This window comes from Streptomyces sp. NP-1717 (assembly GCF_022695985.1).
Lineage (GTDB): Bacteria > Actinomycetota > Actinomycetes > Streptomycetales > Streptomycetaceae > Streptomyces.
This window is the reverse complement of record NZ_JAAPBF010000107.1, coordinates 1-23173: the sequence shown is the minus strand read 5'-3', so window position 1 is coordinate 23173 and position 23173 is coordinate 1. Positions and strand designations below refer to the sequence as shown.

Here is a 23173-nt window from a genome sequence, read left to right as displayed (position 1 = left end):
GCGCCGACCTCAGCTCCAGCTCGTGGAGTTTGGCGACCCGGCGGACGGTGTCCTCGTCGTTGTCGAACCTCGCGCCGAGAAACGCCTCGACGACCGCGCCCGCCATCGCCGGGCCGATCAGCCACGCGCCCATGGCGATGGCGTTCGCATCGTCGTGCTCGACGGCCTGGTGGGCCGAGTAGACGTCGTGCCCGAGACCGCAGCGGATCCCGGCGATCTTGTTGGCGGCCATCAGCGCGCCGGCGCCGGTTCCGCACACGAGCACGGCGCGGTCGGCCTCACCCGTGCGCACGGCGTCGCAGGTGGCGAAGGTGATGTCGGGGAAGTCGACCGGCGCGTCACTGTCCGTGCCACGGTCGAGGACTTCGTGGCCGAGCCGTTCCAGGACGCCGCGCACATGGTCCTTCAGCGCGTGTCCGGCGTGGTCGTTGCCCAGAGCGATTCTCATCTGTCAGCCCTTCGTGGTGAGTTCGGTGCTGTCGGTGGAGCCGACGGTGGCGGCGGTCTCCGCGCGGGCGTACGTGGACGACTCGCCGATCTCGTCCGCGTACGGGATCGAGGCCATCGCCCCGCGCCGGGTGACCGTGACCGCCGCCGCGGCCGAAGCGGTCGCCAGCGCGGCGGGCAGGTCGCTCTCGCCCCGGGCGAGGGCCGCGGCGAGATAGCCGGTGTAGGTGTCGCCGGCCGCGGTGGTGTCGACGGCGGTGACCGGTACGGCGGGGATGTGGACCACCCGGTCGCCGACGTTGACGTACGCGCCGTCCGCGCCCGTGGTGCAGACGACGACACAGTCCAGCGCCCGGGATGTGGTGAGCACGGTGCCCGTCACGTCCGGGCCGTCGCCGCCCTCGTCCGCTCCGGCGAGTCCGGCGACCGCCCGCATCTCGCCCTCGTTGACCACCAGCAGGTCGATGTCGGTCGTCAGAGAGCCGGTGTCGGCGGGCGCCGGGGCGGCGTTGAGTACGACGGTGGCGCCGCGCCCCTTGGCGAAGCGGGCCGCGTGGGCGACCACCTCCACCGGGGTCTCCAGCTGGAGCAGGACGAGATCGCCGGGGGCCGCCCCGGCGAGCCCCGCCTCGACGTGCTCCCGGGTGAGACGGGCGTTCGCGCCGGACGCCACGATGATGCGGTTCTCGCCGCCCGACTCCACGGCGACGACCGCGGTGCCCGTGTGCGTACCGTCCGCGGTCACCACCCAGCCGGTGTCCACGCCCGATTCGGTCAGTGCCCGGCGTACGAGCCGGCCGTGCGCGTCGTCGCCGAGCGCGCCGATCATGACGACCGCCGCACCCGCCCGTGCGGCGGCCACGGCCTGGTTGCCGCCCTTGCCGCCGGCGGTGATCAGTACGTCCGACGCGAGCACGGTCTCGCCGGCCGCCGGGAACGCGGGCACCTCCAGGAGCTGGTCGGCGTTGAGGCTGCCGACGACGAAGACGGTGGTGGGCATGGGGGATCCCCGTTCATGGTGTGGAAGGCGCGGTGCTGTACGGGACGGCGGACGCCGGTCGGGCGGGCCGCTTCCCTCAGAAGGCCTGGTACGGATGAGCAGTTGTGTGATGTGCGAGGTGACGGCGACCACCGGGAGGTGACGGCCGGCGCCGGTCGCCGCCAGCCGCGGAGAGATCGGGACGGCGGGCGCGGGCCGGGGTGTGGCCGCGTTCCGCCTTCTCCCGGCTACACCGGCCGGCGTCGGCCGCCCGACGATTCCCGCACGACCAGACGCGTCGGCAGGATCACCGATTCCGGTGTGCGGCCCTCGATGACGTCGAGGAGGAGCCTCATCGCCGTCGACCCCATGGCCTGCGCGTCGTGCGAGACGACGGTCAGCGGCGGGTCGAGTTCGGAGAACCACTCGATGTCGTCGAACGCCACGAGATCGATGTCCGAGCCGATCCGCAGTCCACGGCGGCGCAGTGTCCCGAGCGCGCCCACCGCCATCGGGCTGTCGGCCGCGAGCAGCGCGGTCGGCGGGCGTCCGCCGGACAGCAGCCGCTCGGCGGCCGTCGAACCGCTCGCCGAGCGGAAGTCCCCGGAGGTGATCAGCTCGGGGTCGGCGTCGAGACCGTGCCGGGCGACGGCACGCACGAAGGCGTCGTGCCTGGCGCGGCCGGTGGAGATGGACCGGGGGCCGCCGATGTAGCCGATACGGGTGTGGCCGCGGTCGGCGAGATGGGCGACGGCCTGGTCGATGCCCAGCGCGTTGTCCGAGGTCACGCTGGGCACCTCGAATCCGTCGACGGTCCGGTCGACGAAGACGAGGGGGACGGTGGTGGCGAGGGTCCGGAGGTGGGCGCTGTCCTCGCCCTGCGGAGCGATGATGATGCCGTCGACCCGCTGGGTGAGGAAGGACTCCAGGTAGGTGTCCTGCTGCTTCGGATCCTCGTTGGCGTTGGCGAGGAGGGTGACGTACGAGGAACGCAGGGCGGCTTGTTCGGCGCCGTGCGCCACATCGGCGAAGAACGGGTTGCGTACGTCGGAGATGAGCAGTCCCACCGTCTGTGAACGGGCCGAGCGCAGGGAGCGCGCACGGGCGTCGGGCCGGTAGCCGAGTTCGGCGACGGCGGCGTGGACGCGTTCACGGGCGGCGGGGGAGGTGGAGGGGTTGCCGGAGAGCACCCGGGACGTCGTGCCCACGGAGACGCCGGCCAGTGCGGCGACGTCCTTGATGGTCACGGTGCTGTCCATGGGTGCCTCTTGCGGATCGGTGTGTGCGGGTGGTCGGGCGGTGTGTGCGGGTGGGTGGTCGGCCGGACTGACGGGACTGTATCCCGAGAGCCATTGGAAACGATTCCATGGAAACGTTTCCGAGACAGGATCCTGAAGCGTCCCCTCCGGTGCGTCAAGGGTTTCGGCCGATCGGTTTTCGGATCGGTCCGCACGGCGGCCCTGGCCCCCGCCAGGCCGTGGGCCAGGTGTGACCTCTAATCTGCGGGCATGGAATCCCAGGCGTATCTCTCCGAACTCTTCTCCCTGGAAGACCGCGTCGCCCTGGTCACCGGCGGCAGTTCCGGCATCGGCAGGGCCATCACCGAGGCCCTCGCCCGAGCCGGCGCGAGCGTCGTGATCGTGGCCCGCAGGGAGGCGGAACTGGCCGCCACCGTCGACGAGTTGACGGGCCGTGGCTGCCGGGCGGCGTGGGTGAGCGGCGATCTCGGTACGCGTGCGGGCGTCCGTACGGCTGCCGACGGGGCGGCGGAGATATTCGGCGAACCGGACATCCTCGTCAACTGCGCCGGGATCAATCTGCGGCCCCCGCTGGGGGAGACGGCCGACGACGTGTGGGACACGACGATGTTGGTGAACCTGGAGGCGCCCTATCTGCTCGGGCAGCGGTTCGGTCCCGGCATGGCCGAGCGCGGTTTCGGACGGATCATGCATGTCACGTCCCAGCAGGCGCACCGGGCGTTCGTCCAGAGCGGTGTCTACGGTGTCTCGAAGGGCGCGCTGGAATCGCTCGCCCGTTCCCAGGCCGAGGCGTGGTCGCGGTACGGGGTCACCTGCAACACGCTCGTGCCGGGGTTCGTGATGACGCCGCTCAACGAACGGCTGTCGTCCGACCCCGAGCGGGTGGCGGCGCTCGCGGCGCGCACGATGACCGGGCGCAACGGGGTGGCGGAGGACTTCGCGGGCGCGGCCGTGTTCCTGGCGAGCCGGGCCTCCGCGTACGTCACCGGGCAGTCGGTCTTCGTGGACGGCGGGTTCTCCGTCCACTGACCGCTCGTCGAGGGCCGGGGCGCGGTCGTACGGTGGCCGGCTCGGGTCCATGGCCGCCCCCCGGACTCGTAACCCCGCCCGGAATCAGGCCCGTTGGCGTCGCGGTCTTCGGTCGCGCGGTCGCGTGCCGGGTTCGACGGAGCGGGCGGCCGCCCGCTGTGCGCGCGCGGCGCGCGCGGCCCGCGTCATGCCCGGCTGTCCGAGCGCGATGCCGAGGAAGACCAGTACCAGCCCGGCGCCCTGGCGCGCCGTAAGGGTGTCCCCGGCGACGAGCGTGCCGAGCAGGACGCCGGTGACCGGGTTGAGCAGACCGATGAGCCCCACCGTCCCCGCGCTCAGGTGCCGCAGGCCGGTGAACCACGCCGTGAAGGCGAGAGCCGTCGCCACGCCGGAGATGTAGGCGAAACCGAGCAGGGCGCCCCCGTCCAGGGCCGGCGGCGCCCCCTCGACGGCGATCGCGACCGGCAGGAGCGCGGTGCCTCCGGCGATGAGCTGCCAGGAGGTCAGCGCGAGAACGTCGACGTCCGGGCACCACTTCTTGGTGAGGATGTAGCCGATCGAGGAGATCGTCATGGCGGCCACGGAGGCGAGCACACCGAGCGGATCGATCCCGGTGGCGTTCGTCAGGAGCATGACGCAGACGCCCGCGATCCCGACGCCCGCGCCGACGGCGGGCAGCGCGCGCGGACGCTCCGCCAGCAGCGGCCAGGCGAGCAGCATCATCGTCACGGGCGCGGTCGCCATGACCGTCGAGGCGATGCTGGTCGGCAGGAGCTGCGCCGCCACGTAGACGAGGGCGAAGAACGCCCCCATGTTCAGGGTGCCGAGGACCAGCGCCTTCCACCACAGCGCCCCGTGCGGTCGTCGTCCCGCCAGTGCCAGCAGGACGATCCCGGCGGGCAGGGCCCGGAACACCGCCCCGTACAGCGGATGGTCCGCCGGCAGATGGCGCTGGGTGACGAAGTACGTCGTGCCCCACGCGATCGGCGCGACGGCGGTGACGAGCGACCAGCGGGTGGATGTGACGGAGGTAGCTTCCATGGAAGCGATAGTATCTTCCTTGGAAGGTATTATCGCTCCCATGACCGAATCCCTTGACCGCGTGGCCCGTATCCAGCGGGAATGGGTCCGCGAGCGCCCTGATGTCGATGTCCGTCCGCAAGGCGTGATCGGGCGGCTGCACCGCCTCGGCTCCTATCTCACCGAGGAGTTGTGCGTCGTGTACCGGAAGTACGGGCTCGGGGAGGGGGACTTCGACGTCCTGGCCACGCTGCGGCGGGCGGGCGCGCCGTTCGAACGCGCCCCCGGCGAGCTGGCTGAGCACACCATGGTCACGACGGGCGCCATGACGAAACGTGTCGACCGGCTCGAACGGGCCGGGCTCGTCTCGCGCCGGACGAGCGAGAGCGACGGGCGCGGCAGGGTCGTCGCGCTGACCGCGGAGGGCCGGACGCTCATCGACCGGGCCTTCCCGGAGCACATGGCGAACGAGCGCCGCCTGCTGGACGCGCTGACCGAGGGGGAGGCCGCGCAGCTCGAATCCCTGCTGACCAAGTGGCTCGCGGCGACCGAGGAGCCTCCCGGCTGAGTGCGTACGGGGCCCGTCGCGGCTCCGTCACGGGAGGCCGTCCGGGAATGCCGAGAACTGTTCGCGAAGAGATATTCGCAAAGAACTCTTTGCGGAGAACTCTTTGCGGTCTAGTGTGCTCTGCATGACGGATTCCGACAGCGCCCCTCACGGTCCCAAGCACGAGTCGAACACGGTCGTCCTGGACGCGAAGGGACTGCGCGCCCTCGCCCACCCGGTACGCGTCCAACTGGTCGGGCTGCTGCGCAAGCACGGCCCTTCGACCGCCACCCGGCTCGCCGAGCGGCTGGGGGTCAACTCCGGTACGGCCAGCTACCACTTGCGCCAGCTCGGCGACGCCGGGTTCGTCGAGGAGGACACGGAGCGCGGCAACGCACGGGAACGCTGGTGGCGCGCCGTGCACCAGTCCACCTGGTTCAGCGATCCCGAGCTGGCCCGGCGTGAGCCCGAGGCGGCCCTGGCCTACCTCCAGTCGGTCGCCGCCGCCTACACCCTGCGCACGCAACGGGCTCTCGGCGAGCTCCAGACACTGCCCGACGAGTGGCGGGGCACCTTCGACATCAGCGACTGGCCGCTGCTGCTGACCCCCGAGGAGACGGTCAGCCTGCGGAAGGAGCTGTACGCACTCGTCGCCCGCTACCGCTCCGACAGCCCGGAGGCGTCGGCCGGGGCGCCGGAGGGCGCCGAACGCGTCTCCCTGATCACCCAGATCCTGCCCGAGGTGGAAACCCCGGGCGGCGACCCGGCCGACGCCGCCCCCGCGAGCGGCCCGGGTCCCGCGAAGCGGCGGGGAATGGAGACCTGGTGAAGCGAACGGGGGTGGTCAGGAAGGCTTCTGACGACATATCAGGGCGCCGCGGGCGGCTGCCGCTCGTCGGCCTGCTCACCGCGATGGCGGTGTCGCTGACCGGTACGCGGGTCTCCGCCATCGCCCTGCCCTGGTTCGTGCTCGTCACCACCGGCAGCGCCACCCAGACCGGGCTCGTGGCCTTCTGCGAGATGGCGCCCTATGTGGTGGTGAAGGCTTTCACCGGGCCACTCGTTGACCGGGCCGGACCGCGGGCCATCTCCTGGACGACCGATCTGATCAGCGCCGCCGCCGCCGTCGCGGTTCCACTCCTGCACAGCGCGGACCGGCTCTCCTTCCCCCTGCTGCTCGTACTCGTCGCGTTGATCGGCGCGGCACGCGGGCCGGGCGACCTGGCCAAGGACGTCATGGTCCCCGAGGCCGCCGAACACGGACACGTACCCCTGGAGCGGGCCGCCGCCTTCGCCGGCGTGACCGAGCGGCTCGCCTCCACCGCCGGACCGGCGGCGGGCGGCGCCCTGATCGCGCTTCTCGGCCCGCTGCCGGGACTGACCGTCAACGCGGCCTGTTTCGCGCTCGGCTCGGTGATCATCGCGCTGGTACTGCCACGGGGCATGGGCCGGCCGGCCGGGCACGGTCCGTCCGACCGGGACGGTTCCGACCCGTCCGCCGGACCGGGCTACTGGCGGCGGTTCGGCCAGGGCTTCACCTTCCTGCGCGGTGAGCCGCTGCTCCTCGCCATCATCGTCATGGTCTCGATCACCAACCTCCTGGACGCGGCGTTCAGTTCCGTGCTCCTGCCCGTCTGGGCCAAGGAGTCGGGCAACGGACCGGGCGCCATCGGCCTGTGCGCGAGCGCGGGCGGACTCGCGGCGATCGGCGGCAGCCTGATCGCGGCGGCCGTCGCGCACCGGATGCGCCGACGCCTGGTGTTCTTCGCCGGGTTCCTCCTGGCGGGCGCGCCACGCTGGCTGATCCTCGCCTCACCCGCGCCCCTGTGGGCCGTGGTGGTCGTCTTCGCGGTGGGCGGCTTCGGCGCCGGTTTCCTCAACCCCATTCTGGCGGCGGTCAGTTACGAACGCGTACCCCGCCGTCTGCTGGGCCGGGTCAAGGCCCTCAGCGGATCGCTCTCCTGGTCCGGAATCCCGCTCGGCGGGCTGATCGGCGGGGCGGCGGTGGCCTCGTTCGGGCTGGCGCCGGTGCTGCTGGCGGGCGCGGCGGCGTACTTCCTCACGACGAATCTCACCGGACTGCGCCCGGAATGGCGTGAGATGGACCGCCTGCGCGGCAAGGGGCGGGCGCCCGAGGACCAGTTCACCGGGCCACCGGCGACCCCGAAGCCGGACCCGGGCACGGACCCGGAGCCCCGCGACCCGCTGACGCGGTCCGTCGGCTGATCCGGCCACCGGGCCGCCCCAGGCCCTGTCCGGCGGGTCTTCGCGAGCCCGGAACGCCTGGCACGGCACCTCGCCACGTTGTCGGACTCATCCACGTACGTCCAGTACGAGCACGATCCTCCGCCTTGCGATGCACCGCACCAGACGCCCCGGACTTTCCACGAAGATCCGCCGGACAGGCCCTGGCGCCCTACCGCTGTCGCTCCAGCCACTCGTCGAAGGTGGTCGGTGCGATGCGGGCGTTCTCGCCCGGCAGCAGAACGTTGCCCGCCATCTCCGGTCCGAAGACGGCCGACCAGCTCGGCACCAGCTTCGCCACGTGCCCGCGTGCCTCGTTGGTGCGCCGGGCCATGTCCACCAGGTCCTGGGGCTCGGGGCCGACGACATCCACATACCGTCCGCGCGGCTCGCCCGTGACGATCTCGGCCAGGACGTCGGCCACGTCGGCGGGCGCGATCGGCTGGACGAGCAGGGGAGCGACCGTGGCGACACCGTCCTGCTCGGTCCAACTCGCCACCATCGCGGCGAAGTCGTGGAACTGCGCGGCCGGGACGATCGTCCACGGCACCGGTCCGGCGGACACGAGACGTTCCTGCTCCCGCTTGCCCGCGTAGTGCGCGTTGCCCTCGACGCGGTCGACTCCGGCGATCGAGAGCAGCACATGGTGCCGGACACCGGCCCGCTGCCCGGCGGCGAGCAGATTCCCGGTCGCGGCCCGGAAGAACGCGATCGTCCCGGCCCGGTCCGCCGCCGGGCTGTTGGTGACGTCCACGACCGCTTCGACGCCCGTCAGCGCGTCGTCGAGCCCCTCACCCGTCGACAGGTCCACGCCCAGGGAACGGCTGACGCGTACGACGTCGTGGCCGCCCCGTTCGAGGACGGCCACGGTGAGGGCCCCGATGTTCCCCGTCGCGCCGGCGACCGCGATCCGCATGATGCTCTCTCTTCTCTCGCCATCCCTCTGTCCCGCGCGGACAGTAACAGGGGGTTGCGCGTCGGTGGCGCACCTCGCGCCGTACTACGACCTGCGGGTTCCTGTCCCGCCCAGGGCGTGTTTCGAAGTAGCGCCGTCCGCCCGTAGGGCGGGGCACGCTGCCTCCGCCGCACCCGCGACGGACACGGCGTGGCCACCGGCGGCCTTCGCGGCGCGGCGCCGCGTGTCGTACGGACTCCGCGCGCGGTCTGTGGGCAGGGTGCTGCTCATGAGACTGCGGGCCGCGAACAAGGACGACCAGGGTGGCTCCGGGAACGGGGCACTGACCGGGCTGCTGGCACTGCGGCACGACGTGACCGTCACCCAGACCCTGCGCTCGACGGCGGCCGCGACGCTCGCCTACATCGTCGCGCTGTGGCTGAGCAGCGAGCCCGCGCCGCTCACCGCGCCGCTCACCGCGCTGCTCGTGGTCCAGGTGACCCTCTACTCCACCATCACCACCAGCATCCGCCGTGTGAACGCCGTCGTCGCCGGAGTGCTGATCGCCATCGCGTTCAGCGCGCTCGTCGGGCTGTCGTGGTGGAGCCTCGGGCTGATCATCCTGGCCTCGCTCCTCGCGGGCCGGCTCGTCCGCGTCGACGAGTTCGTTCCCGAGGTCGCGATCAGCGCCATGCTCGTCCTGGGCGTGACCCACGCGGCGGGCACCGCCTGGGACCGAGTCCTGGAGACGCTGATCGGCGCGGTGGTGGGGCTGCTGTTCAACGTGCTGTTCGTGCCGCCGGTCTGGGTCGGCGCCGCCGGGGACTCCATCGAGGACCTCGCCCGGCGGATGCGCCGTCTGATGCGCGACGTCGGCGAGGAGCTGACCTCGCCCACCCCCGTCGAGCGCGCCGCTGCCCGGTTGTGGGAGGCGCGGCGGCTCGACCACGGCATCGCCGAGGTGGACGCGGCGCTGCGCCAGGCCGAGGACAGCCTGCGGCTCAACCCGCGCGTCAAGGAGGGGCTCCTGCACCGGGTGGTGCTCCGTACCGGCCTCGACACGCTGGAGATCTGCGCGGTCGTGCTGCGCGTGATCACCCGGACCATCACGGACCTCGCCAAGGAGCGTCAGGAGGAGAACCTCTTCACGCCCGAGGAGGGGGCCGGTCTGGAGGAGCTGCTGTCGCAGGTCGCCGACGCGCTCGTCAGTTTCGCCGTGCTGGTCACCACGCAGACGAGCGAGTCCGCCGAGGCGGCGGAGGACCGCCTCGCGGGCGAACTGACCGCCGCCGGGGCGAGCCGTGAGCGGGTGGCGCATCTGCTGCTGGAAGGCGTACAGCGCCATCCGAGGCAGTGGCAGCTCCACGGCGCGCTGCTGTCGGAGATCGACAGACTGCTCGACGAACTCGACACCGACCACCGCTCCCGCCGGCTGATGGAGGAGCTGGACAGATCCACCCGGGAACAGCGCGAACGGTATCCGCGGTACACCGCGTTCACGCAATGGCTGCGGGGCCGGCGACGGCGCCGCCCGCGACGGCCGAGGCTGAAGCGCGGGGGCCGCTAGGGCCTGTCTTTCGGATCTTGCCGGGCTCGCGGTCCCTGGCACGCACGTTCGCCGCGTTGACAGCGCAGGAGGGAGGCACGGCTCCCGCCATGCCTCCCTCCTCCGCCTTGCGATCGCACGCACCAGACCCCCCTCCCTGATCCGGCCTGATCCAAAAGACAGGCCCTAGGTCCTGTCTTCAAAGTCCCGCCCGGCCCGCGATGCCTGGAACGGCGCCTCGCCGCGTTGTCGGAATACGGCCGAGTACGGCAGGTCCATCCCCAACGCCGACCCTCCGCCTTGCGATGTACCGCACCGGCCGCCGCGGGCCCCGCCCCGCGGGCGGACGGCGTCATGCGTCGGACACGGCCAGGGTCGCGGGGCGCTCCGTGGGTGAGGGGGGACCGGACGCCGCCGTGATGACGTCGTCCAGGACCTCGCGCGTGCGCATGAGTTCGGCGATCTGCTGGTCGATCCTGGCCCGCTGCCGGGTCAGGTCCGCCACGAGCCACGGCGTCGCCGCCTCCGACGGGCCCCCGTCCTCGTCCCGCATGCACGGCAGCAGCTCGACGATCTTTCCGCTGCACAGCCCCGCGGCGAACAGCTCCTGGATACGGATCACCCGGTCGACGGCCCGCTCCGGGTAGGTGCGGTGGCCCGAAGGGGTGCGCTCGGCGGCGAGCAGTCCCTGCTCCTCGTAGTAGCGCAGCGAGCGTTCGCTGACGGCGGTACGTCTCGCCAGTTCGCCGATCTTCACGCGTCCTCCCCGGGTCCGCACCGTCATGGTGGCGGTGGCGGGTTTGAACCTGACACCGGTGTGAGGTCCTACCGTCCCGCCATGACGAAAACGACGCTGCTCGCCCCGTATTCCCTCGGCCCCCTCCACCTCCCCAACCGTATGGTGATGGCGCCCATGACCCGCTACCGCGCGGCCGTCGACGGCACCCCCCTCCCGGTCGTCGCGGAGTACTACGCGCAGCGCGCCGGCGCCGGTCTCATCGTCAGCGAGGGCATCTGGCCCAGCAGCCGGGGCCAGAGCGGCTGGCGGCTCCCCGGCCTGGAGACCGCCGCGCACATCGAGGGCTGGCGCGCGGTGACCGACGCGGTGCACGGAGCCGGGGGCCGCATCGTGGCCCAGCTGATGCACGGCGGCCGGCACGGACACCCGCTGTCCCGCATCGACGGGGACGTGCCGCGCGGCCCGTCCGCAGTACGGGTTCCCGGCCCCGTACACGTACGCGACGGCGGCAAGGCCGACCCCCTCCCGCCGCGCGAGATGACGCGCGACGACATCCGGCAGGCCGTCGACGACCACGCCAGGGCCTCGGCGAACGCCATGGCGGCGGGCTTCGACGGGGTCGAACTGCACGGCGCCAACAGCTACTTGATCCATCAGTTCCTCGCCGACAACACCAATCTCCGCACCGACGGGTACGGCGGTACGACCGAGGGCCGCATCCGCCTCCCCGTCGAACTCGTCACGGCGGTCGCCGACACGATCGGAGCCGGACGGACGGGGCTGCGGCTCTCCCCGGGCAACCCCCAGTTCGGCATGGCCGAGGCCGACCCGGCGCCCGTCTACCGCGCACTCCTCGACACCGTTAACCCACTCGGTCTGCTCTACCTCCACCTCACCGACAACGACGACTACCCGGCCCTCGCAGACCTGCGCCCACGCTGGCACGGCCCGCTCATCGCGAACGTCGGTGAGAACCACGACCCGACGACGCGCGAGGCGGGCGAGAGGGTGCTCGCCGACGGGCTCGGCGACCTCGTCTCGTACGGCAGGTCCTTCATCGCCAACCCGGACCTCCCCGAACGCTTCGCCTCCGGCGCCCCGCTCAACGCCATCGACGAGCGGCACCTCTACACGCACGGCGCCGAGGGCTACACCGACTACCCGGCCCTTCTCCAGGACCTCCGAGCCGTCGGCATCTGACGCCCCACGAGGCGAGGGTCATACTGACGTATGGAATTCGCCGTCTTCATGACCCTGCCCGGTCTCGTCATCCTGCTGACCGGGCTGGCCTTCCTCGATCAACTCCTGCTGCGCGCCGGCCGGGCGGGCGTCCTGCCGTGGCGGAACGCCGCCCGGCAGGGGCAGGTCTCGACCACCGGATTCGAGATGCTGCACGCGAGCCTCTCACCGGGCAAGCAGAGCGAGTTGAAGGAGCGCCGGTCGGCGCGGCTGATGCGGGACGACGAGGAGGACGGGGCTCCGCCGAACCGGACGACGGTGGATCTGGACGGCAGCACGGCGGTGGTACGGATACGGCCGGGCGGGCCGGACCGCCCGAACTGACAGGCCGGCCCGGCGAACCCGTGTCTCACAGCGCTCGTACCACTCAGAGCGGAAGTACGCAGACGGCGACCGGGGACGCGAACGGGTCTCCCGCCGACGCCAGTTCGCCACTGTCCTGGTCGACGTGGAAGACGGAGACGGCGTTCGACCGCTGGTTCGCGGCGAACAGCAGGGTCCCGTCGGGCGAGAGGGCGAGCTGCCTCGGGTAGTCACCGCCGACGGGCACCGTGTCCAGCAGCCGCAGCGCGGCGCCGCTGTCCTCGACGGCGAAGCGGGACAGGCTGTTGTGCCCCCGGTTGGCGAGATAGACGAAGGCGCCGTTGCCCGTGATCACGGGCTGGGAGGGGAAGCTGTCGCCCGCTCCGCCGGCACCGGTGGACAGCGGCTCGCCGGGGGTGAGGGTCCCGGAGTCGGGGTCGTACGCGCAGACGGCGATCGTGTTGTTCAACTCGTTGGCCAGATAGGCGAATCGGCCCGAGGGATGGAAGACGAGATGCCGCGGCCCGGCTCCGGCGGGCAGCCTCGCGTACGAGACGCGGGTGAGCGTGCCCGCCGTCTCGTCGAGACGGTAGGTGTAGACGCTGTCGGTGCCGAGGTCGACGGCCAGTACATGGGCGCCGTCCGGGCTGGTCACGATCTGGTGCGCGTGCGGGCCGTTCTGCCCGGGTCCCGGAGCCGGTTCGGAGTGCGTGACCAGATCGGTGCGCTCGCCCAGCGCGCCCGACGCTTCGATGGGGTGCACGGCCACGTCGCCGGAGCCGTAGTTCGCGCTGAGCAGCCACCGCCCGCCGGGATGCACGGACAGGTGACAGGGTGACGAGCCGCCGGTGCCGCGTGTGCCGAGGACCGTGTGGTCGCCGTTCTCGCCCAGCGCGATCGCGGTGACGCCGCCGTCCTGGCGCTCGTTGACCGCGTACAGGGTGCCACCGTCCGGGTGCGCGGCGAGATACGAGGGGTCGCCGACGCCTTGGAGCGTGCCGGTGCCGGTGATGGCGCCGGTTCCCGTGTCGTACGAGGCGAGCCCGATGCCGGTACCGCCGCCGGAGGTGTACGTGCCGATGAACAGCGTTCCCGTGGCGAGGAGTTGTCGGGAGCGGGCCGCGACTCCCGTCGCGGAGACGGTGGCCGGGGCCGTCCGGCCCGTCGTGTTCGCCGCCGCGGCCGTGGCGGGTACCGCGACCGTCGCGACAGCCGCGGCCACCATGCCGATCACCTGACGGCGGCTCGGCCCGCCGGCCGTCACCGCCGCTTTCGCGTCCGAAGCCGAATCCTCGCCTGAGGACATTCCTGTGCGGTCGTTGCTCATGCCGGGCACCTCGGATGACTCGTGGGGGAGTTCTGCCGGTGTTGTCGCACACACCCTGTCGCCCTGGCGCCCCCGTCGGCAAGGCCCCCTCGGCGCTGTCCGTCGCGGTGTCGGTCCCGGTGCCCGTCGCGGTGTCAGTCGCGCAGCGCCAGGGCGTCCCCCATCACGATCACCGGCCGCTTCGCCGGGTCCAGCAGGCGCAGGAGTTCGACCATGTGCGTCTTCGACAGCGAGACGCACGCCTGGGTGGGTCCCTTGTGGTCGACATGGACCCAGACGCCGCCGCCCTTGCCCTCGCCGAGAGGGCGCTCCTTGTCCAGCGGCGTGGTGCCGGGAGTGCGGTTGTAGTCGATGGCCACGACATAGTCGAAGGAGCCCTCCAGCGGCTCCCCGAGGAAGCCGGTGCCCGACACCGCGAAATCGCTGTCCTCGTCGTAGGGGAGCCGGGACCCGGGGTCGGGCAGCCGGCCGCCGGCGTCGCGCAGGGTGAAGACACCGATCGGCGACCTCAGATCGGAGGCCCGGTGGTCGCGGGTCCAGCCGCGCAGCGCGTTGTGCGCGGGCCAGCGGTTGGTGACGGGCTGCCAGCCGGTGTCCGTGTCCCGCTGGTACAGCGCGACTCCGGACCGCGGTGAGTCCCGGCCCTCGCCGGTGACGACGAGGGCCTGGCGGGCGGAGGCGGGGATGCTCGCGCGGGTGACCGGGCCGAGGCCCGGGATCTCGCGGACGAGCGACGCCTCCACCGGCCGGCCGGCGAATCCGTGGGCCCCCGCCCCGTTCGCGGGGCGCGGGCCGCGCTCGGACCAGCCGTATCCCGGCTCACCCCGCGCCGGACCCCTCTCCGACGGCCTGCCCTCCGCCGACTTGCTCTCCGTCCGCCGTCCGTCGCCCGGCTCGGGTGCCTGCTGCGTGCACCCGGCCAGGAGCAGGCACGTGCAGAGCGAGGTGAGGGCCAGGGCGCCTCTGGCGCCGTGGAGAACGCGGGGGAGGAGGAGCATGTCGAACCTTTCGTGGGTGTGGGCAGGCGGTCCGTCCTCGTCCGCCGCGTTTCTCTGCGTCATGAAACGCGATGATCGTGTGATCCGACTGTCGCGAGATACGCGATCGGAGACAGACCCTGTGATTTCCCCCCGTTCTGCCTAAGCCGAAGTCGGCGCCGTCCCTGGAAGCGCGGCTTCCGGTCGGCTGCCGGGCATTTCTCCGGCTTCCGTCATTGGTGCGAGCAAAGGCGGTCGGGGGTGATTGGTCGGCCCGCGGGCGATTCGTGAACGCGCGTAGTTTCAGTCAGCCGAAAGAGCGTCAGATTCATTGCCCGACAGGGTTGTCGAGGACATGGCTGAATTGCTTGTCTTGGCGGGTCGTGCATCGTCGGCGCGCCACAACTCCGCCCCACCGGAGTGGCCGACCTCGGCGCACGGCACGCCTGTTGTCGTTGAACCCGGGAGATCGTTCCCCCCACTTCCCAAGGAGATCGACATGGTTGCCCATTCAGGACCCGGCCGTCGTACCGTGCTGAGAGGCGGTCTGACCGCCACGGCGGTCGGCGCGTTCGGACTCGCCGCGACCGGACCGGCGAACGCCGCTCCCGCCCGCCCGGCGGCCCGTTCACCGCTCGCCGCCGAGCCGCGCATCTACAGCACCGCCGAATGGGGCGCGCGGCCCCCGAACCAGCAGATCGTCGTACTCGACTGGGTGCCCACCTACATCGTGGTGCACCACACCGCCGAGCCCGGCAACAGCGAGGACTACTCGCTGGAGCACGCGATGGAGATCTGCCGGTCGATACAGAACTTCCACATGGACGGCCAGGGCTGGGGTGACTCCGGCCAGCAGTTCACCAACTCGCGCGGCGGCTTCATCCTCGAAGGCCGGCACCAGAGCCTCGACGTCGTACGCGGTGGTACGCGGCACGTGCAGGGCGCGAACGTCGGCGGCCGGAACAGCGAGGTCATCGGCATCGAGAACGAAGGCCTCTATACGGACGTCGACGTGCCCGCCGCGCTCTGGGGCTCCCTCGTCCAGCTCGTCGCCTGGATCGCCACCCAGTACGGGCGTCCGGTCACGGACATCATGGGCCACCGCGACTTCAACTCCACCGAGTGTCCCGGAGGCGTGCTCTACGGCAGGCTCCAGGAGCTCCGCGACGCGGTCGCCGGAGCGCTGGGCGTCGCGCCGGCCGACCGGCCCTCCGTCTGGCCGCTGCTGCGGCCGGGGGCCGCCGGTCCTCAGGTGCGTGCCGCGCAGTACCTGCTGCGTGCCCGCGGCTTCGAGGACGTGCCCGTGGACGGTGTCTTCGGCGCAGCCACCAAGCGCGCCGTGGTGAAACTGGCCGACGTGCACAACGTCGAGAAGCACACCTGCGCGGCCATGGTCCGCAGCCGTACGGACGAGACCGGCTATCTCGGCTCCGACATCTGGCCCCTGATCACCCCGAAGGTCAGGGCGGGCGAGAACGCCGACGTCGAGAAGGCGGTGACCACCCTGCACCGCGCTGGCGCGGACCGGTCCCACTCGGCCGGCGTACTCACGGCGACGGACTGGAAGCACCTTCTGGCCTGACCCCGCGTCACCCTTCGGCGGCAGGAGCCACTTCCTGCCGCCGAAGGCCCTTCGGGCGGTGAACCGCACTCCGCGGACGGGATGTCAGACTCCAGGTGGTACGGCGCCTTCTTGAGGAGGGGCGAGCTACAGGAGGCACGACATGTCCGAGCCCGAGACACGGTCCGGAACCGAGCCGGACACTCCGCGGGAGCCGGCGGCCGACACCGCGACGAGGGTCTTCGTCGACCACCGCGATCTGCTCTTCTCGGTCGTCTACAACGTGCTCGGCAGCGTGGCGGACGCCGAGGACGTACTCCAGGAGACCTGGCTCTCCTGGGCGGCCAGGACCGGGCGCTCGCCGGCGGCGGATATCGCCCACCCGCGCGCCTATCTGGTGCGTGTCGCCGTGAACCACGCGCTCGCCCGGCAGGCCGGTGCCGCGCGCCGCCGCGAGACGTACATCGGGCAGTGGCTGCCCGAACCCCTGGTCACCGCCGGCTCCCGTGCCGGCGGGTCCGACGCGGCCCTCGGAACCCCCGGCGCCGCCGACGACGCGTCGGACGCCGCCGAACGGGCCCTGCGCACCGAGTCCGTGTCGATGGCGCTGCTGGTCGTCCTGGAGACCCTCACGCCCCTCGAACGGGCGGTGTTCGTCCTCCACGAGGTCTTCGGCTACGCCCACACCGAGATCGCCGGCATCCTCGACCGCACTCCGTCCGCCGTACGCCAGCTCGCGCACCGTGCCCGCGAACACGTCGACGCCCGACGCCCGCGCTTCCGCACCCGCCCGCGCGTCCGGCGCCAGGTGACCGAACGGTTCGTCGCGGCGGCCCTCGGCGGCGACGTCGGCACGCTGATGGAGATCCTGGCGCCCGACGTGGCGATGTGGTCCGACGGAGGCGGCAGGGTCCGCTCCGCGCCGAGGCCGATCCACGGCCGGGAGAGGGTGGCAGGCATGGTGGCGGCCCTCGCGGCCCGGCCGCGGGAAGGGCTGGACATCCGGTACCGGAGCGTCAACGGCGACGCGTCGGTGGTCATCTACGAGAACGGCGCCCCGTACGGGGTCATGGTGATGGACCTGACCCCCGAGGGCGACCAGGTGTCCGGTGTCTATCTCGTCATCAACCCCGACAAGCTCTCGGACGTCCGGCGGTCGGAGGGGGACTGACCCGCAGGGACCGGAGGGGTGGCGCTACGAGGGGTCCGGCGGGCCCGGTCAGGGCTCGGGGCGGGACAGGGCGTGTCCGGTGGATCGGGGAGACCATTCGTGGCCCACTCGTCACGTTCCTGTTCCCGTCCCTTCCGGAGCCGCTGTGAAGCCCCTGACCGAAGAGGCCCGCGACGAACGGGGTGTCGGTCGTCTGTTCACCCTGTGCGACGGGGTGTTCGCCATCGCGATGACCCTGCTCGCCCTCGACCTCCGGTTGCCCGATCTCGGCAAGGACCCGGGCGATGCCGCGCTTCGGCAGGCGCTGGTCGATCTGGAACCCCGCTATCTGTCGTTCCTGATCAGCTTCTACGCCATCGCGAGCTACTGGCGGCGGCACCGGGCCGAGATGCGTACGGTCCGCGTCAGCCCGCCGGCACTCGTACGGCTGACGATGTTCCTCCTGCTCACCGTCGCCGTGCTGCCGTTCGTCTCCAACGTCCTCGGCTCCTACGGAAATCAGGCCGGGATCGCCGTGGCCGTGTACGCCGGGGTGAACGTGGTCGCGGCCGGAACGCTGCTGGCGATCAGACGGGTGGTCGACAGGCATCGGCCTCCCAGGGAGGTCGCGAGCGAGCACGGACGGTACGAACTCTGGTTCGATCTGGCGGCGTTCGTACTGGCCGTTCCGTCGGGCTACGTCCTCGCGGGCAACGGGCCGCAAGCGCTGATCGTGCTCCTCGCGCTGAGCGGCGTCGCCTCCTACGTGACCCGGCTCCTTCTGAAGAGGAGGAGGCACGCGGGGGCACCGGCCCGGGACGTGTTCCCCGGATCCCGCTCTTGAGCGAGTGCTCAAAGTCCTGTTACCTTCAATTGAGCAGTCGCTCAACAGTGCGTCGCTCGGCAGCGACAAAGGTCAAGGGGCGGGGGACGGAATGGGCCTGTACGTCGAAACGCGCGTCCGTACGGACATGGACACCCTCTGGGAGCGGACACAGGACCCGGCGCGGCATCAGCGGTGGGACCTGCGCTTCTCGGAGATCGACTATCTGCCGCGCCCGGCCGGTGAGCCGCAGCGGTTCCGCTACGCGGTCCGGGTGCTGCCCTTCCTCACCGTCTCCGGCACCGGGGTCAGCGCGGGGGAGAGCGCCGGGGCGGACGGACGCCGTGTCTCCGTACTGAGGTTCGCGTCACCGCACCCGCTCTCCCTCCTGGAGGAGGGCAGCGGGTACTGGCGTTACGTGCCCACGCCCGACGGCGTCCGCTTCCTCACCGGCTACGACTACCGCCCCCGTTGGGGGCGCTTCGGCGCCGTCGCCGACCGGTGGGTGTGCCGGCCGCTGATGGGGTGGGCGACTGCCTGGTCCTTCGACCGGCTGCGGCTCTGGTGCGAGTACGGGGTCAGCCCGGCGCGGTCCCTCGTCCACGCGGCGGGCGAGTCGGCGGCCCGGCTGATCGCCGTCGCGGGCGCGTTCGCCGCACTCACGGCGTCCGGCGTCGGCGGGGCGGCGTCGTGGGCACTGCCCCTGGCCGTATCCCTCGCACTGGCGGGCCTGCTGCTGCTCATTCCCCCGCTGCCCCGCACCCCGGCCGCCCGGCGCTGTCTGCGCACGCCACCGGGCCGTCCGGACGGATCGGCGCCGCGGGTGCCGACAGCGACGGCACCCGCCCTCCTCGCCACCCTGGAGCGACCGTGACCTCGATCTTCCGTCTTGCCATGGGCGACGACTTCGACCGGCTCCACCCCCAGCTGCGACGGCGCTTCTCCGTCGGACTCGACAGCGGCGAGGCATGCGTCGGGCGCGGCGTGATGGACCGCATCTGGCACGGACGTCCCTACGTCAGGCCGTTCCTCGCGCTCGGCTCCGTCCGCAACATCCTCGTCCCGCGCACCGGCAGCCGTGTCCCGTTCACCATCGAGAACGTCCCGTACACCGACGCCTACGGCCGTGAGACCGTCACCTTCGTCCGGACCTTCGAACTGGCGGGCGGGGCCCGCCGGTTCGACGCCACCATGGTCTACAGCCCCGAACGCGACTGCGTCCTGGACTACCTCGGCACACACCAGCACCTCGCCAGCGATCTGCACCCGACCGCCGAACCCGACGGTTCCCTCCTCATCCGTTCGGGCCGGCACCGCTTCCGCGAGGGGCCGGTGGACACGCGCGTCCCCGAACTCATCGGCGGCGACGCCGAGGTACGGGAGTCCTACGACGACGCGGCCGGCTGTTTCCGTATCCGCGTCAGCGTGACCAACCGGCGCTTCGGCCCGCTCTTCGGGTACGAGGGGGCCTTCGCCGCCACCTATGTGCCTCTGCGCTCCTACGGACCGCTCGCCGGGCTGCGTCCGGTACGGGAAGAGGCCCGCGCATGAGCCAGGATCCGGACACCCGCGGCACCGGCCCGCGCGGCGGAGGCGCCCGGAGCGGCGACAGCAGGAGCCGGGACACCAGAACGAAGCTGCTGGAGGGAGCGCTGCGTACGCTCACCGAACAGGGCATCGCCCGCGCCTCCGCCCGTACGATCGCCGCCGCGGCGGGCGTCAACCAGGGCCTGGTCTTCTACCACTTCGGTTCCGTCGACGAACTCCTCGGCGCAGCCTGCCACCACGGAGCCGAGCAGCGGGTCTCCCGCTACCGCGCCCGGCTGGACGCCGTCACCTCCCTCGCCGAACTCCTGCGATTCGGCAGGGAGATGCACGCCGAGGAGCGGGCCGCGGGCCAGGTCGCGGTCCTCGGTCAGATGCTCGCCGGGGCACAGACCCAGCCCCGCCTCGCCACCGCGGCCCGGCGCGGCCTGCGCCTGTGGATCGACGAGATCGAGAAGGTCCTGGGACGCGTGCTGACCGGTAGCCCTCTCGCGGATCTCACCGACTCGGCGGGCCTCGCCCGCGCCGTCGCCGCGTCCTTCGTCGGTCTCGAACTGTACGAGGGCGTCGACCAGGAGGGCGCGGGGAACGCCCTCGACGCACTTGAGCAACTGACCGTACTCGCCTCGGTCCTGGACGAACTCGGCCCGCTTGCGCAGCGTGCGGTACGGCGCCGGCTGCGGCAGACCGGGCGGAACTGAGGCGCCCGGCCGCCCGGCCGCCCGCCGCCCGTCGCGAGGAGTTCAGAGCGCGATCAGACCCGCCGCGGTGGGCCGGAAACCGCAGGCGTCGGTGTAGAAGGAGCGCAGGTGGTCCTCGTGGTCGACGTGCAGCCACTCGCACCCGGCGGCGCGGGCACCTTCCGTGGCCCTCGCGACGAGCGCCGTGCCGACGCCGCGCCCCCGACAGCTCCGGGCGACGACAGTGTCCAGCAGGAAGGCGTGCCCGCCGCCGTCCCAGGCGACGTTGACGAAGCCGACGAGTCGGCCGTCCTCCCACGCGCAGACCCACCCCAGGCTGTGCCGGCGCAGCCGCCCGGCCCGGTCGGCGGGAGTCCGCGGCCCGCCGAAGCCCTCGGCGTGCAGGGCGCCGAGGGCCGTGTCGTCCACATCGCCCCGCCATGCGTAGCTGATCGCCATGGCGCGATCGTAGGGCGAGCGGTCGGACAGCGGCCACAACTGCCTTGCCGGGCAAGATTCTTTGGCGGACCGCCGCCCTCTCTCCCGGCCCCGCCGTGCCGTCGAATCGACGGACCGACCGCCCTGCCGGGGTTCCGCAGCCTTCGAACCGACGCCGAACCGCGCCGAACGCGGTGGGCCGGGCGCGGGTCGCGGTGTCCCGGGCGACCACCGGAAGAACGGCGATCCGGTACCACGCTCATCCGAGGTGGCGTCGCGTCAGATGTGCCCGGGAGCCGGTGAATCGCGGTGAGCCGGTGCCGGTCCCACCGGTGCCGCGTTCAAATTGAATTCGCACTCGCGCCGGACCGATGAATTTACAGGGAAATGAGCTCTGCGGGGCAACTTCCTCCGCGTCAAAGGGCCTTGTTATTCCATTTCCGCAGGCTCAGAATGCAGTAAGGCATCGATTCCGAAGATGCCGAAAAGCTGCTTGCGAACGCCTTCACAAGCAGCCCTCCCGGAAAGAGGTCATCGTGCACTGCAGTTTCCGTTTCAAGGTCCACGGCACCTATGACGTGCGGTGGACCGATGTCAGGACGGTCGTTGTCGTGATCGTCCTGGTGCTGGTCCTGGCGGGCGGTGCCGACATCTCGTCCGTCGGCGTGCTTGCCGGGTAATGCTCCGCGGTACTCCCAGCCGGAGGGGGTCGTCGAGTTCGTGGACGGCCCCCTTCTTGCTGTCCGCGCCGGACGAGCGTACCGCGACAACGCGCTCCGCAGAACAGTTCGCACGGAATATCTCAGGAAACCGGCGAGTAGATTCCGGGTTTCCCGCCGACAATCAAGAATTTGAAGGAAGCAGAGCCGGTTCACACGGTGAAGACCTTGACGAAGCCGGTGAGATCGCCGTCCGAGGGAAGGGCCACCGGGTGGCCCTTCGATTCGACCCACGCGTGAAAGCGGTACGGATCGCCGGCGCTGCCCAGACACCACTCCACGCTGAGCCCGGCCAGTGCCAGCCGGATCGTGGCGGCCAACGACAGCTCCAGACAGGCGACGCGTCCGGGGTGCAGCCGGGCGACCCGCCTCACCAGCGCGACGGCCTCCGTCGCCTGCGCCACCGTGGCGGGGTCTGAACAGCGCGACTTGAGAGCAGCCACCGCGCGCACGGTGACGCCGAACGGCAGCCGCAGCAGGCACAGGGCGACGAGGAGCCCGGCGGTCGCGGCGGCACGGTCGAGACGGCGCGCGGCCGAGCGCGCGCGGTCGGCCGCTCCCGTCGCGCGCGGAGCCTCCGCGGGCCGGTCGGCGCGTGGAGCGGCGGCCCGCGGAGCGGCACTGACGAGCCCGCGCCGGACCAGTACGTCGGCCAGTTGGCCGGCGTCCTGGCGCACCCGCTCCCCGAGCGCCGGTGGATAGCGGGCGGCCACGGTGCGTACCCCCGCGTCGAAGTCCCCGTTCAGGCGCCACTCGGACCACAGCGCGCGGGCGGTGCTGTTCATCGCGTACCACTGCCCGGTACGGGCGTCGAGAAGTACCGTCCCGCCGTGCGGCGCGCTGCTCTCGTGCACATGCTCCGGGATGTGGAGGCCGGCCATGGACAGCTCTCTCCTCGATGTCGGTGGGGTCAGTGCCATGAGGTGTTCCTGAGCCAGATCTCCGCGGCCAGCAGCCTGTTCAGCGTGGGGAACGGCGCCCGCAGGCCCATCAGCGCCCGGTCGAGCGAGGCGGTGACGGCGGACGGTTCGACGACGCCCAGTTCGGCCAGTCGCGAGTCGAGCAGCAGACCGCGCAGCTCCCGAGCGCGGGCGCGGGCGCCCTGGTAGTCCTCGTCGCCGTAGTCGCCCTTCGTCCGCCGGGCCAGGACGGGCGCGGGCACCAGATCCGCCAGCGCCGCACCGAGCAGCGGCTTGAACGCGGGAGGGGCGGCGCGCAGATGGGCGGGGAGCGTGGCACAGGCGCGGACGACATCGGTGTCGAGGAAAGGCGCCTGTGGCCACACACCGAACGGCCGTGCCGCCTCGGACAGTTGCCGCTGCACGGCGCCGGACGTGCGGACGCCGTCCAGCGCGGTGAGATCACCCGCCCGCGATCCGGCGGTGTGCGGCACGGTCTTTGCCGCCTGCCGGGCGAGCGCGGCCAACTCCTTGCTCGCGGCGAGCGTCAGCCATGCCGCCTCTGGCCCGGGAGCGGGCCACCAGGCGACGGCGTCCAGCCAGCCGATGTCGTGGGCGGCGCCCGACCGTTCGATTCCCTCCGCCAGTTGCCGCAGGGCGGTCGCCTGCGGCGTACGCGCCAGGCGCACCGCCCGTACGGCCACGGTGAGTGGCGCCTCGTGCCGCGCGCGGGCCAGCACCCGGCTGTCGCGCGCCAGTGCGCGCAGTCTCCCGGGCCGGGCGAGCGCGGCGAGATAACCGGGCGGT

The 23173-nt window shown here is 71.9% G+C and carries 25 protein-coding genes; 14 read left to right on the top strand and 11 right to left on the bottom strand.

Going from position 1 to position 23173, the window contains the following annotated elements; all coding sequences use genetic code 11:
- From GXP76_RS21100 to GXP76_RS21090, 3 genes are all read right to left on the bottom strand, one after another.
- On the bottom strand, positions 1 to 448 hold a 448-nt coding region (locus GXP76_RS21100; RefSeq protein WP_242573132.1), incomplete at its 3' end, for an RpiB/LacA/LacB family sugar-phosphate isomerase.
- A gap of 3 nt (positions 449 to 451) precedes the next feature.
- A complete protein-coding gene (locus tag GXP76_RS21095) occupies positions 452 to 1447 on the bottom strand; it encodes a ribokinase (protein WP_242573131.1) in 996 nt (331 codons plus the stop codon).
- Positions 1448 to 1674: 227 nt separating this feature from the next.
- Positions 1675 to 2685, bottom strand: coding sequence for a LacI family DNA-binding transcriptional regulator (locus GXP76_RS21090; RefSeq protein ID WP_242573130.1), 1011 nt, complete (start codon positions 2683 to 2685; stop codon positions 1675 to 1677).
- A gap of 249 nt (positions 2686 to 2934) precedes the next feature.
- Between GXP76_RS21090 and GXP76_RS21085 the strand changes: the two genes are divergently transcribed.
- Positions 2935 to 3714 (top strand): SDR family NAD(P)-dependent oxidoreductase, encoded by a 780-nt coding sequence (locus GXP76_RS21085; protein WP_242573129.1) that lies wholly within the window; start codon positions 2935 to 2937, stop codon positions 3712 to 3714.
- An 84-nt stretch (positions 3715 to 3798) separates the two neighbouring features.
- On the opposite strand, the gene GXP76_RS21080 is transcribed toward GXP76_RS21085, so the two are convergent.
- Positions 3799 to 4755, bottom strand: a complete 957-nt coding sequence (locus tag GXP76_RS21080; protein WP_242573128.1) for an EamA family transporter — start codon at positions 4753 to 4755, stop codon at positions 3799 to 3801.
- 40 nt (positions 4756 to 4795) lie between these two features.
- On the opposite strand from GXP76_RS21080, the gene GXP76_RS21075 reads away from it, so the two are divergent.
- The 3 genes from GXP76_RS21075 to GXP76_RS21065 all read left to right on the top strand — a co-directional run bounded on the left by GXP76_RS21075 (position 4796) and on the right by GXP76_RS21065 (position 7507).
- Positions 4796 to 5302: a MarR family winged helix-turn-helix transcriptional regulator gene (locus tag GXP76_RS21075; RefSeq protein ID WP_242573127.1), complete on the top strand. Its 507-nt coding sequence runs from the start codon at positions 4796 to 4798 to the stop codon at positions 5300 to 5302.
- Between the two features lie 124 nt (positions 5303 to 5426).
- The gene (locus GXP76_RS21070) at positions 5427 to 6110 is read left to right on the top strand and encodes a transcriptional regulator (RefSeq protein ID WP_242573126.1); all 684 of its coding nucleotides are present in this window, start codon (positions 5427 to 5429) and stop codon (positions 6108 to 6110) included.
- The gene (locus GXP76_RS21065) at positions 6107 to 7507 is read left to right on the top strand and encodes an MFS transporter (RefSeq protein WP_374361902.1); all 1401 of its coding nucleotides are present in this window, start codon (positions 6107 to 6109) and stop codon (positions 7505 to 7507) included. Before GXP76_RS21070 ends, GXP76_RS21065 begins: the two co-directional genes overlap by 4 nt.
- A 190-nt stretch (positions 7508 to 7697) precedes the next feature.
- Here the strand turns inward: GXP76_RS21065 and GXP76_RS21060 are convergent, their stop codons facing one another.
- On the bottom strand, positions 7698 to 8441 hold the full coding sequence (locus GXP76_RS21060) for an SDR family oxidoreductase (protein ID WP_242573125.1): 744 nt from the start codon (positions 8439 to 8441) through the stop codon (positions 7698 to 7700).
- Between the two features lie 268 nt (positions 8442 to 8709).
- On the opposite strand from GXP76_RS21060, the gene GXP76_RS21055 reads away from it, so the two are divergent.
- Positions 8710 to 9987: an aromatic acid exporter family protein gene (locus GXP76_RS21055; RefSeq protein ID WP_242573124.1), complete on the top strand. Its 1278-nt coding sequence runs from the start codon at positions 8710 to 8712 to the stop codon at positions 9985 to 9987.
- 331 nt (positions 9988 to 10318) lie between these two features.
- Here the strand turns inward: GXP76_RS21055 and GXP76_RS21050 are convergent, their stop codons facing one another.
- The gene (locus GXP76_RS21050) at positions 10319 to 10723 is read right to left on the bottom strand and encodes a MerR family transcriptional regulator (RefSeq protein WP_242573123.1); all 405 of its coding nucleotides are present in this window, start codon (positions 10721 to 10723) and stop codon (positions 10319 to 10321) included.
- An 81-nt stretch (positions 10724 to 10804) separates the two neighbouring features.
- On the opposite strand from GXP76_RS21050, the gene GXP76_RS21045 reads away from it, so the two are divergent.
- Positions 10805 to 11905, top strand: coding sequence for an alkene reductase (locus tag GXP76_RS21045; RefSeq protein ID WP_242573122.1), 1101 nt, complete (start codon positions 10805 to 10807; stop codon positions 11903 to 11905).
- A 30-nt stretch (positions 11906 to 11935) separates the two neighbouring features.
- Entirely contained in the window at positions 11936 to 12268 is a 333-nt protein-coding gene (locus GXP76_RS21040) for a DUF6191 domain-containing protein (RefSeq protein WP_242573121.1), read from the top strand.
- 43 nt (positions 12269 to 12311) lie between these two features.
- Here GXP76_RS21040 and GXP76_RS21035 read toward each other — a convergent pair whose 3' ends face one another.
- Complete coding sequence (locus GXP76_RS21035; protein ID WP_242573133.1) at positions 12312 to 13553, bottom strand: lactonase family protein; 1242 nt, start codon at positions 13551 to 13553, stop codon at positions 12312 to 12314.
- A gap of 155 nt (positions 13554 to 13708) precedes the next feature.
- Positions 13709 to 14572 carry a hypothetical protein gene (locus GXP76_RS21030; RefSeq protein WP_374361909.1) on the bottom strand — a complete coding sequence of 288 codons (864 nt, stop codon included), beginning with the start codon at positions 14570 to 14572 and terminating at the stop codon, positions 13709 to 13711.
- A gap of 478 nt (positions 14573 to 15050) precedes the next feature.
- Here GXP76_RS21030 and GXP76_RS21025 point away from each other — a divergent pair, with 478 nt between their 5' ends.
- The 6 genes from GXP76_RS21025 to GXP76_RS21000 all read left to right on the top strand — a co-directional run bounded on the left by GXP76_RS21025 (position 15051) and on the right by GXP76_RS21000 (position 20331).
- Complete coding sequence (locus GXP76_RS21025) at positions 15051 to 16133, top strand: N-acetylmuramoyl-L-alanine amidase (protein WP_242573119.1); 1083 nt, start codon at positions 15051 to 15053, stop codon at positions 16131 to 16133.
- Positions 16134 to 16275: 142 nt separating this feature from the next.
- Complete coding sequence (gene sigJ, locus GXP76_RS21020; RefSeq protein WP_242573118.1) at positions 16276 to 17283, top strand: RNA polymerase sigma factor SigJ; 1008 nt, start codon at positions 16276 to 16278, stop codon at positions 17281 to 17283.
- A gap of 145 nt (positions 17284 to 17428) precedes the next feature.
- On the top strand, positions 17429 to 18106 hold the full coding sequence (locus GXP76_RS21015) for a TMEM175 family protein (RefSeq protein WP_242573117.1): 678 nt from the start codon (positions 17429 to 17431) through the stop codon (positions 18104 to 18106).
- A gap of 91 nt (positions 18107 to 18197) precedes the next feature.
- Positions 18198 to 18959, top strand: coding sequence for a hypothetical protein (locus tag GXP76_RS21010; protein WP_242573116.1), 762 nt, complete (start codon positions 18198 to 18200; stop codon positions 18957 to 18959).
- Positions 18956 to 19636 (top strand): DUF4166 domain-containing protein, encoded by a 681-nt coding sequence (locus tag GXP76_RS21005; RefSeq protein WP_242573115.1) that lies wholly within the window; start codon positions 18956 to 18958, stop codon positions 19634 to 19636. The genes GXP76_RS21010 and GXP76_RS21005 overlap by 4 nt, the downstream gene beginning before the upstream one ends.
- A complete protein-coding gene (locus GXP76_RS21000) occupies positions 19633 to 20331 on the top strand; it encodes a TetR/AcrR family transcriptional regulator (RefSeq protein WP_242573114.1) in 699 nt (232 codons plus the stop codon). The genes GXP76_RS21005 and GXP76_RS21000 overlap by 4 nt, the downstream gene beginning before the upstream one ends.
- Positions 20332 to 20373: 42 nt before the next feature.
- Here the strand turns inward: GXP76_RS21000 and GXP76_RS20995 are convergent, their stop codons facing one another.
- Positions 20374 to 20769, bottom strand: coding sequence for a GNAT family N-acetyltransferase (locus tag GXP76_RS20995; RefSeq protein ID WP_242573113.1), 396 nt, complete (start codon positions 20767 to 20769; stop codon positions 20374 to 20376).
- Between the two features lie 515 nt (positions 20770 to 21284).
- On the opposite strand from GXP76_RS20995, the gene GXP76_RS20990 reads away from it, so the two are divergent.
- Complete coding sequence (locus GXP76_RS20990; RefSeq protein ID WP_242573112.1) at positions 21285 to 21428, top strand: hypothetical protein; 144 nt, start codon at positions 21285 to 21287, stop codon at positions 21426 to 21428.
- Positions 21429 to 21619: 191 nt separating this feature from the next.
- Here GXP76_RS20990 and GXP76_RS20985 read toward each other — a convergent pair whose 3' ends face one another.
- Together GXP76_RS20985 and GXP76_RS20980 are read right to left on the bottom strand one after the other, a co-directional pair.
- The gene (locus GXP76_RS20985) at positions 21620 to 22387 is read right to left on the bottom strand and encodes a lasso peptide biosynthesis B2 protein (RefSeq protein WP_242573111.1); all 768 of its coding nucleotides are present in this window, start codon (positions 22385 to 22387) and stop codon (positions 21620 to 21622) included.
- Positions 22378 to 23173, bottom strand: a 796-nt coding sequence (locus tag GXP76_RS20980) for an asparagine synthase-related protein (protein WP_242573110.1), incomplete at its 5' end; no start/stop codon positions are given. The genes GXP76_RS20985 and GXP76_RS20980, both read right to left, overlap by 10 nt.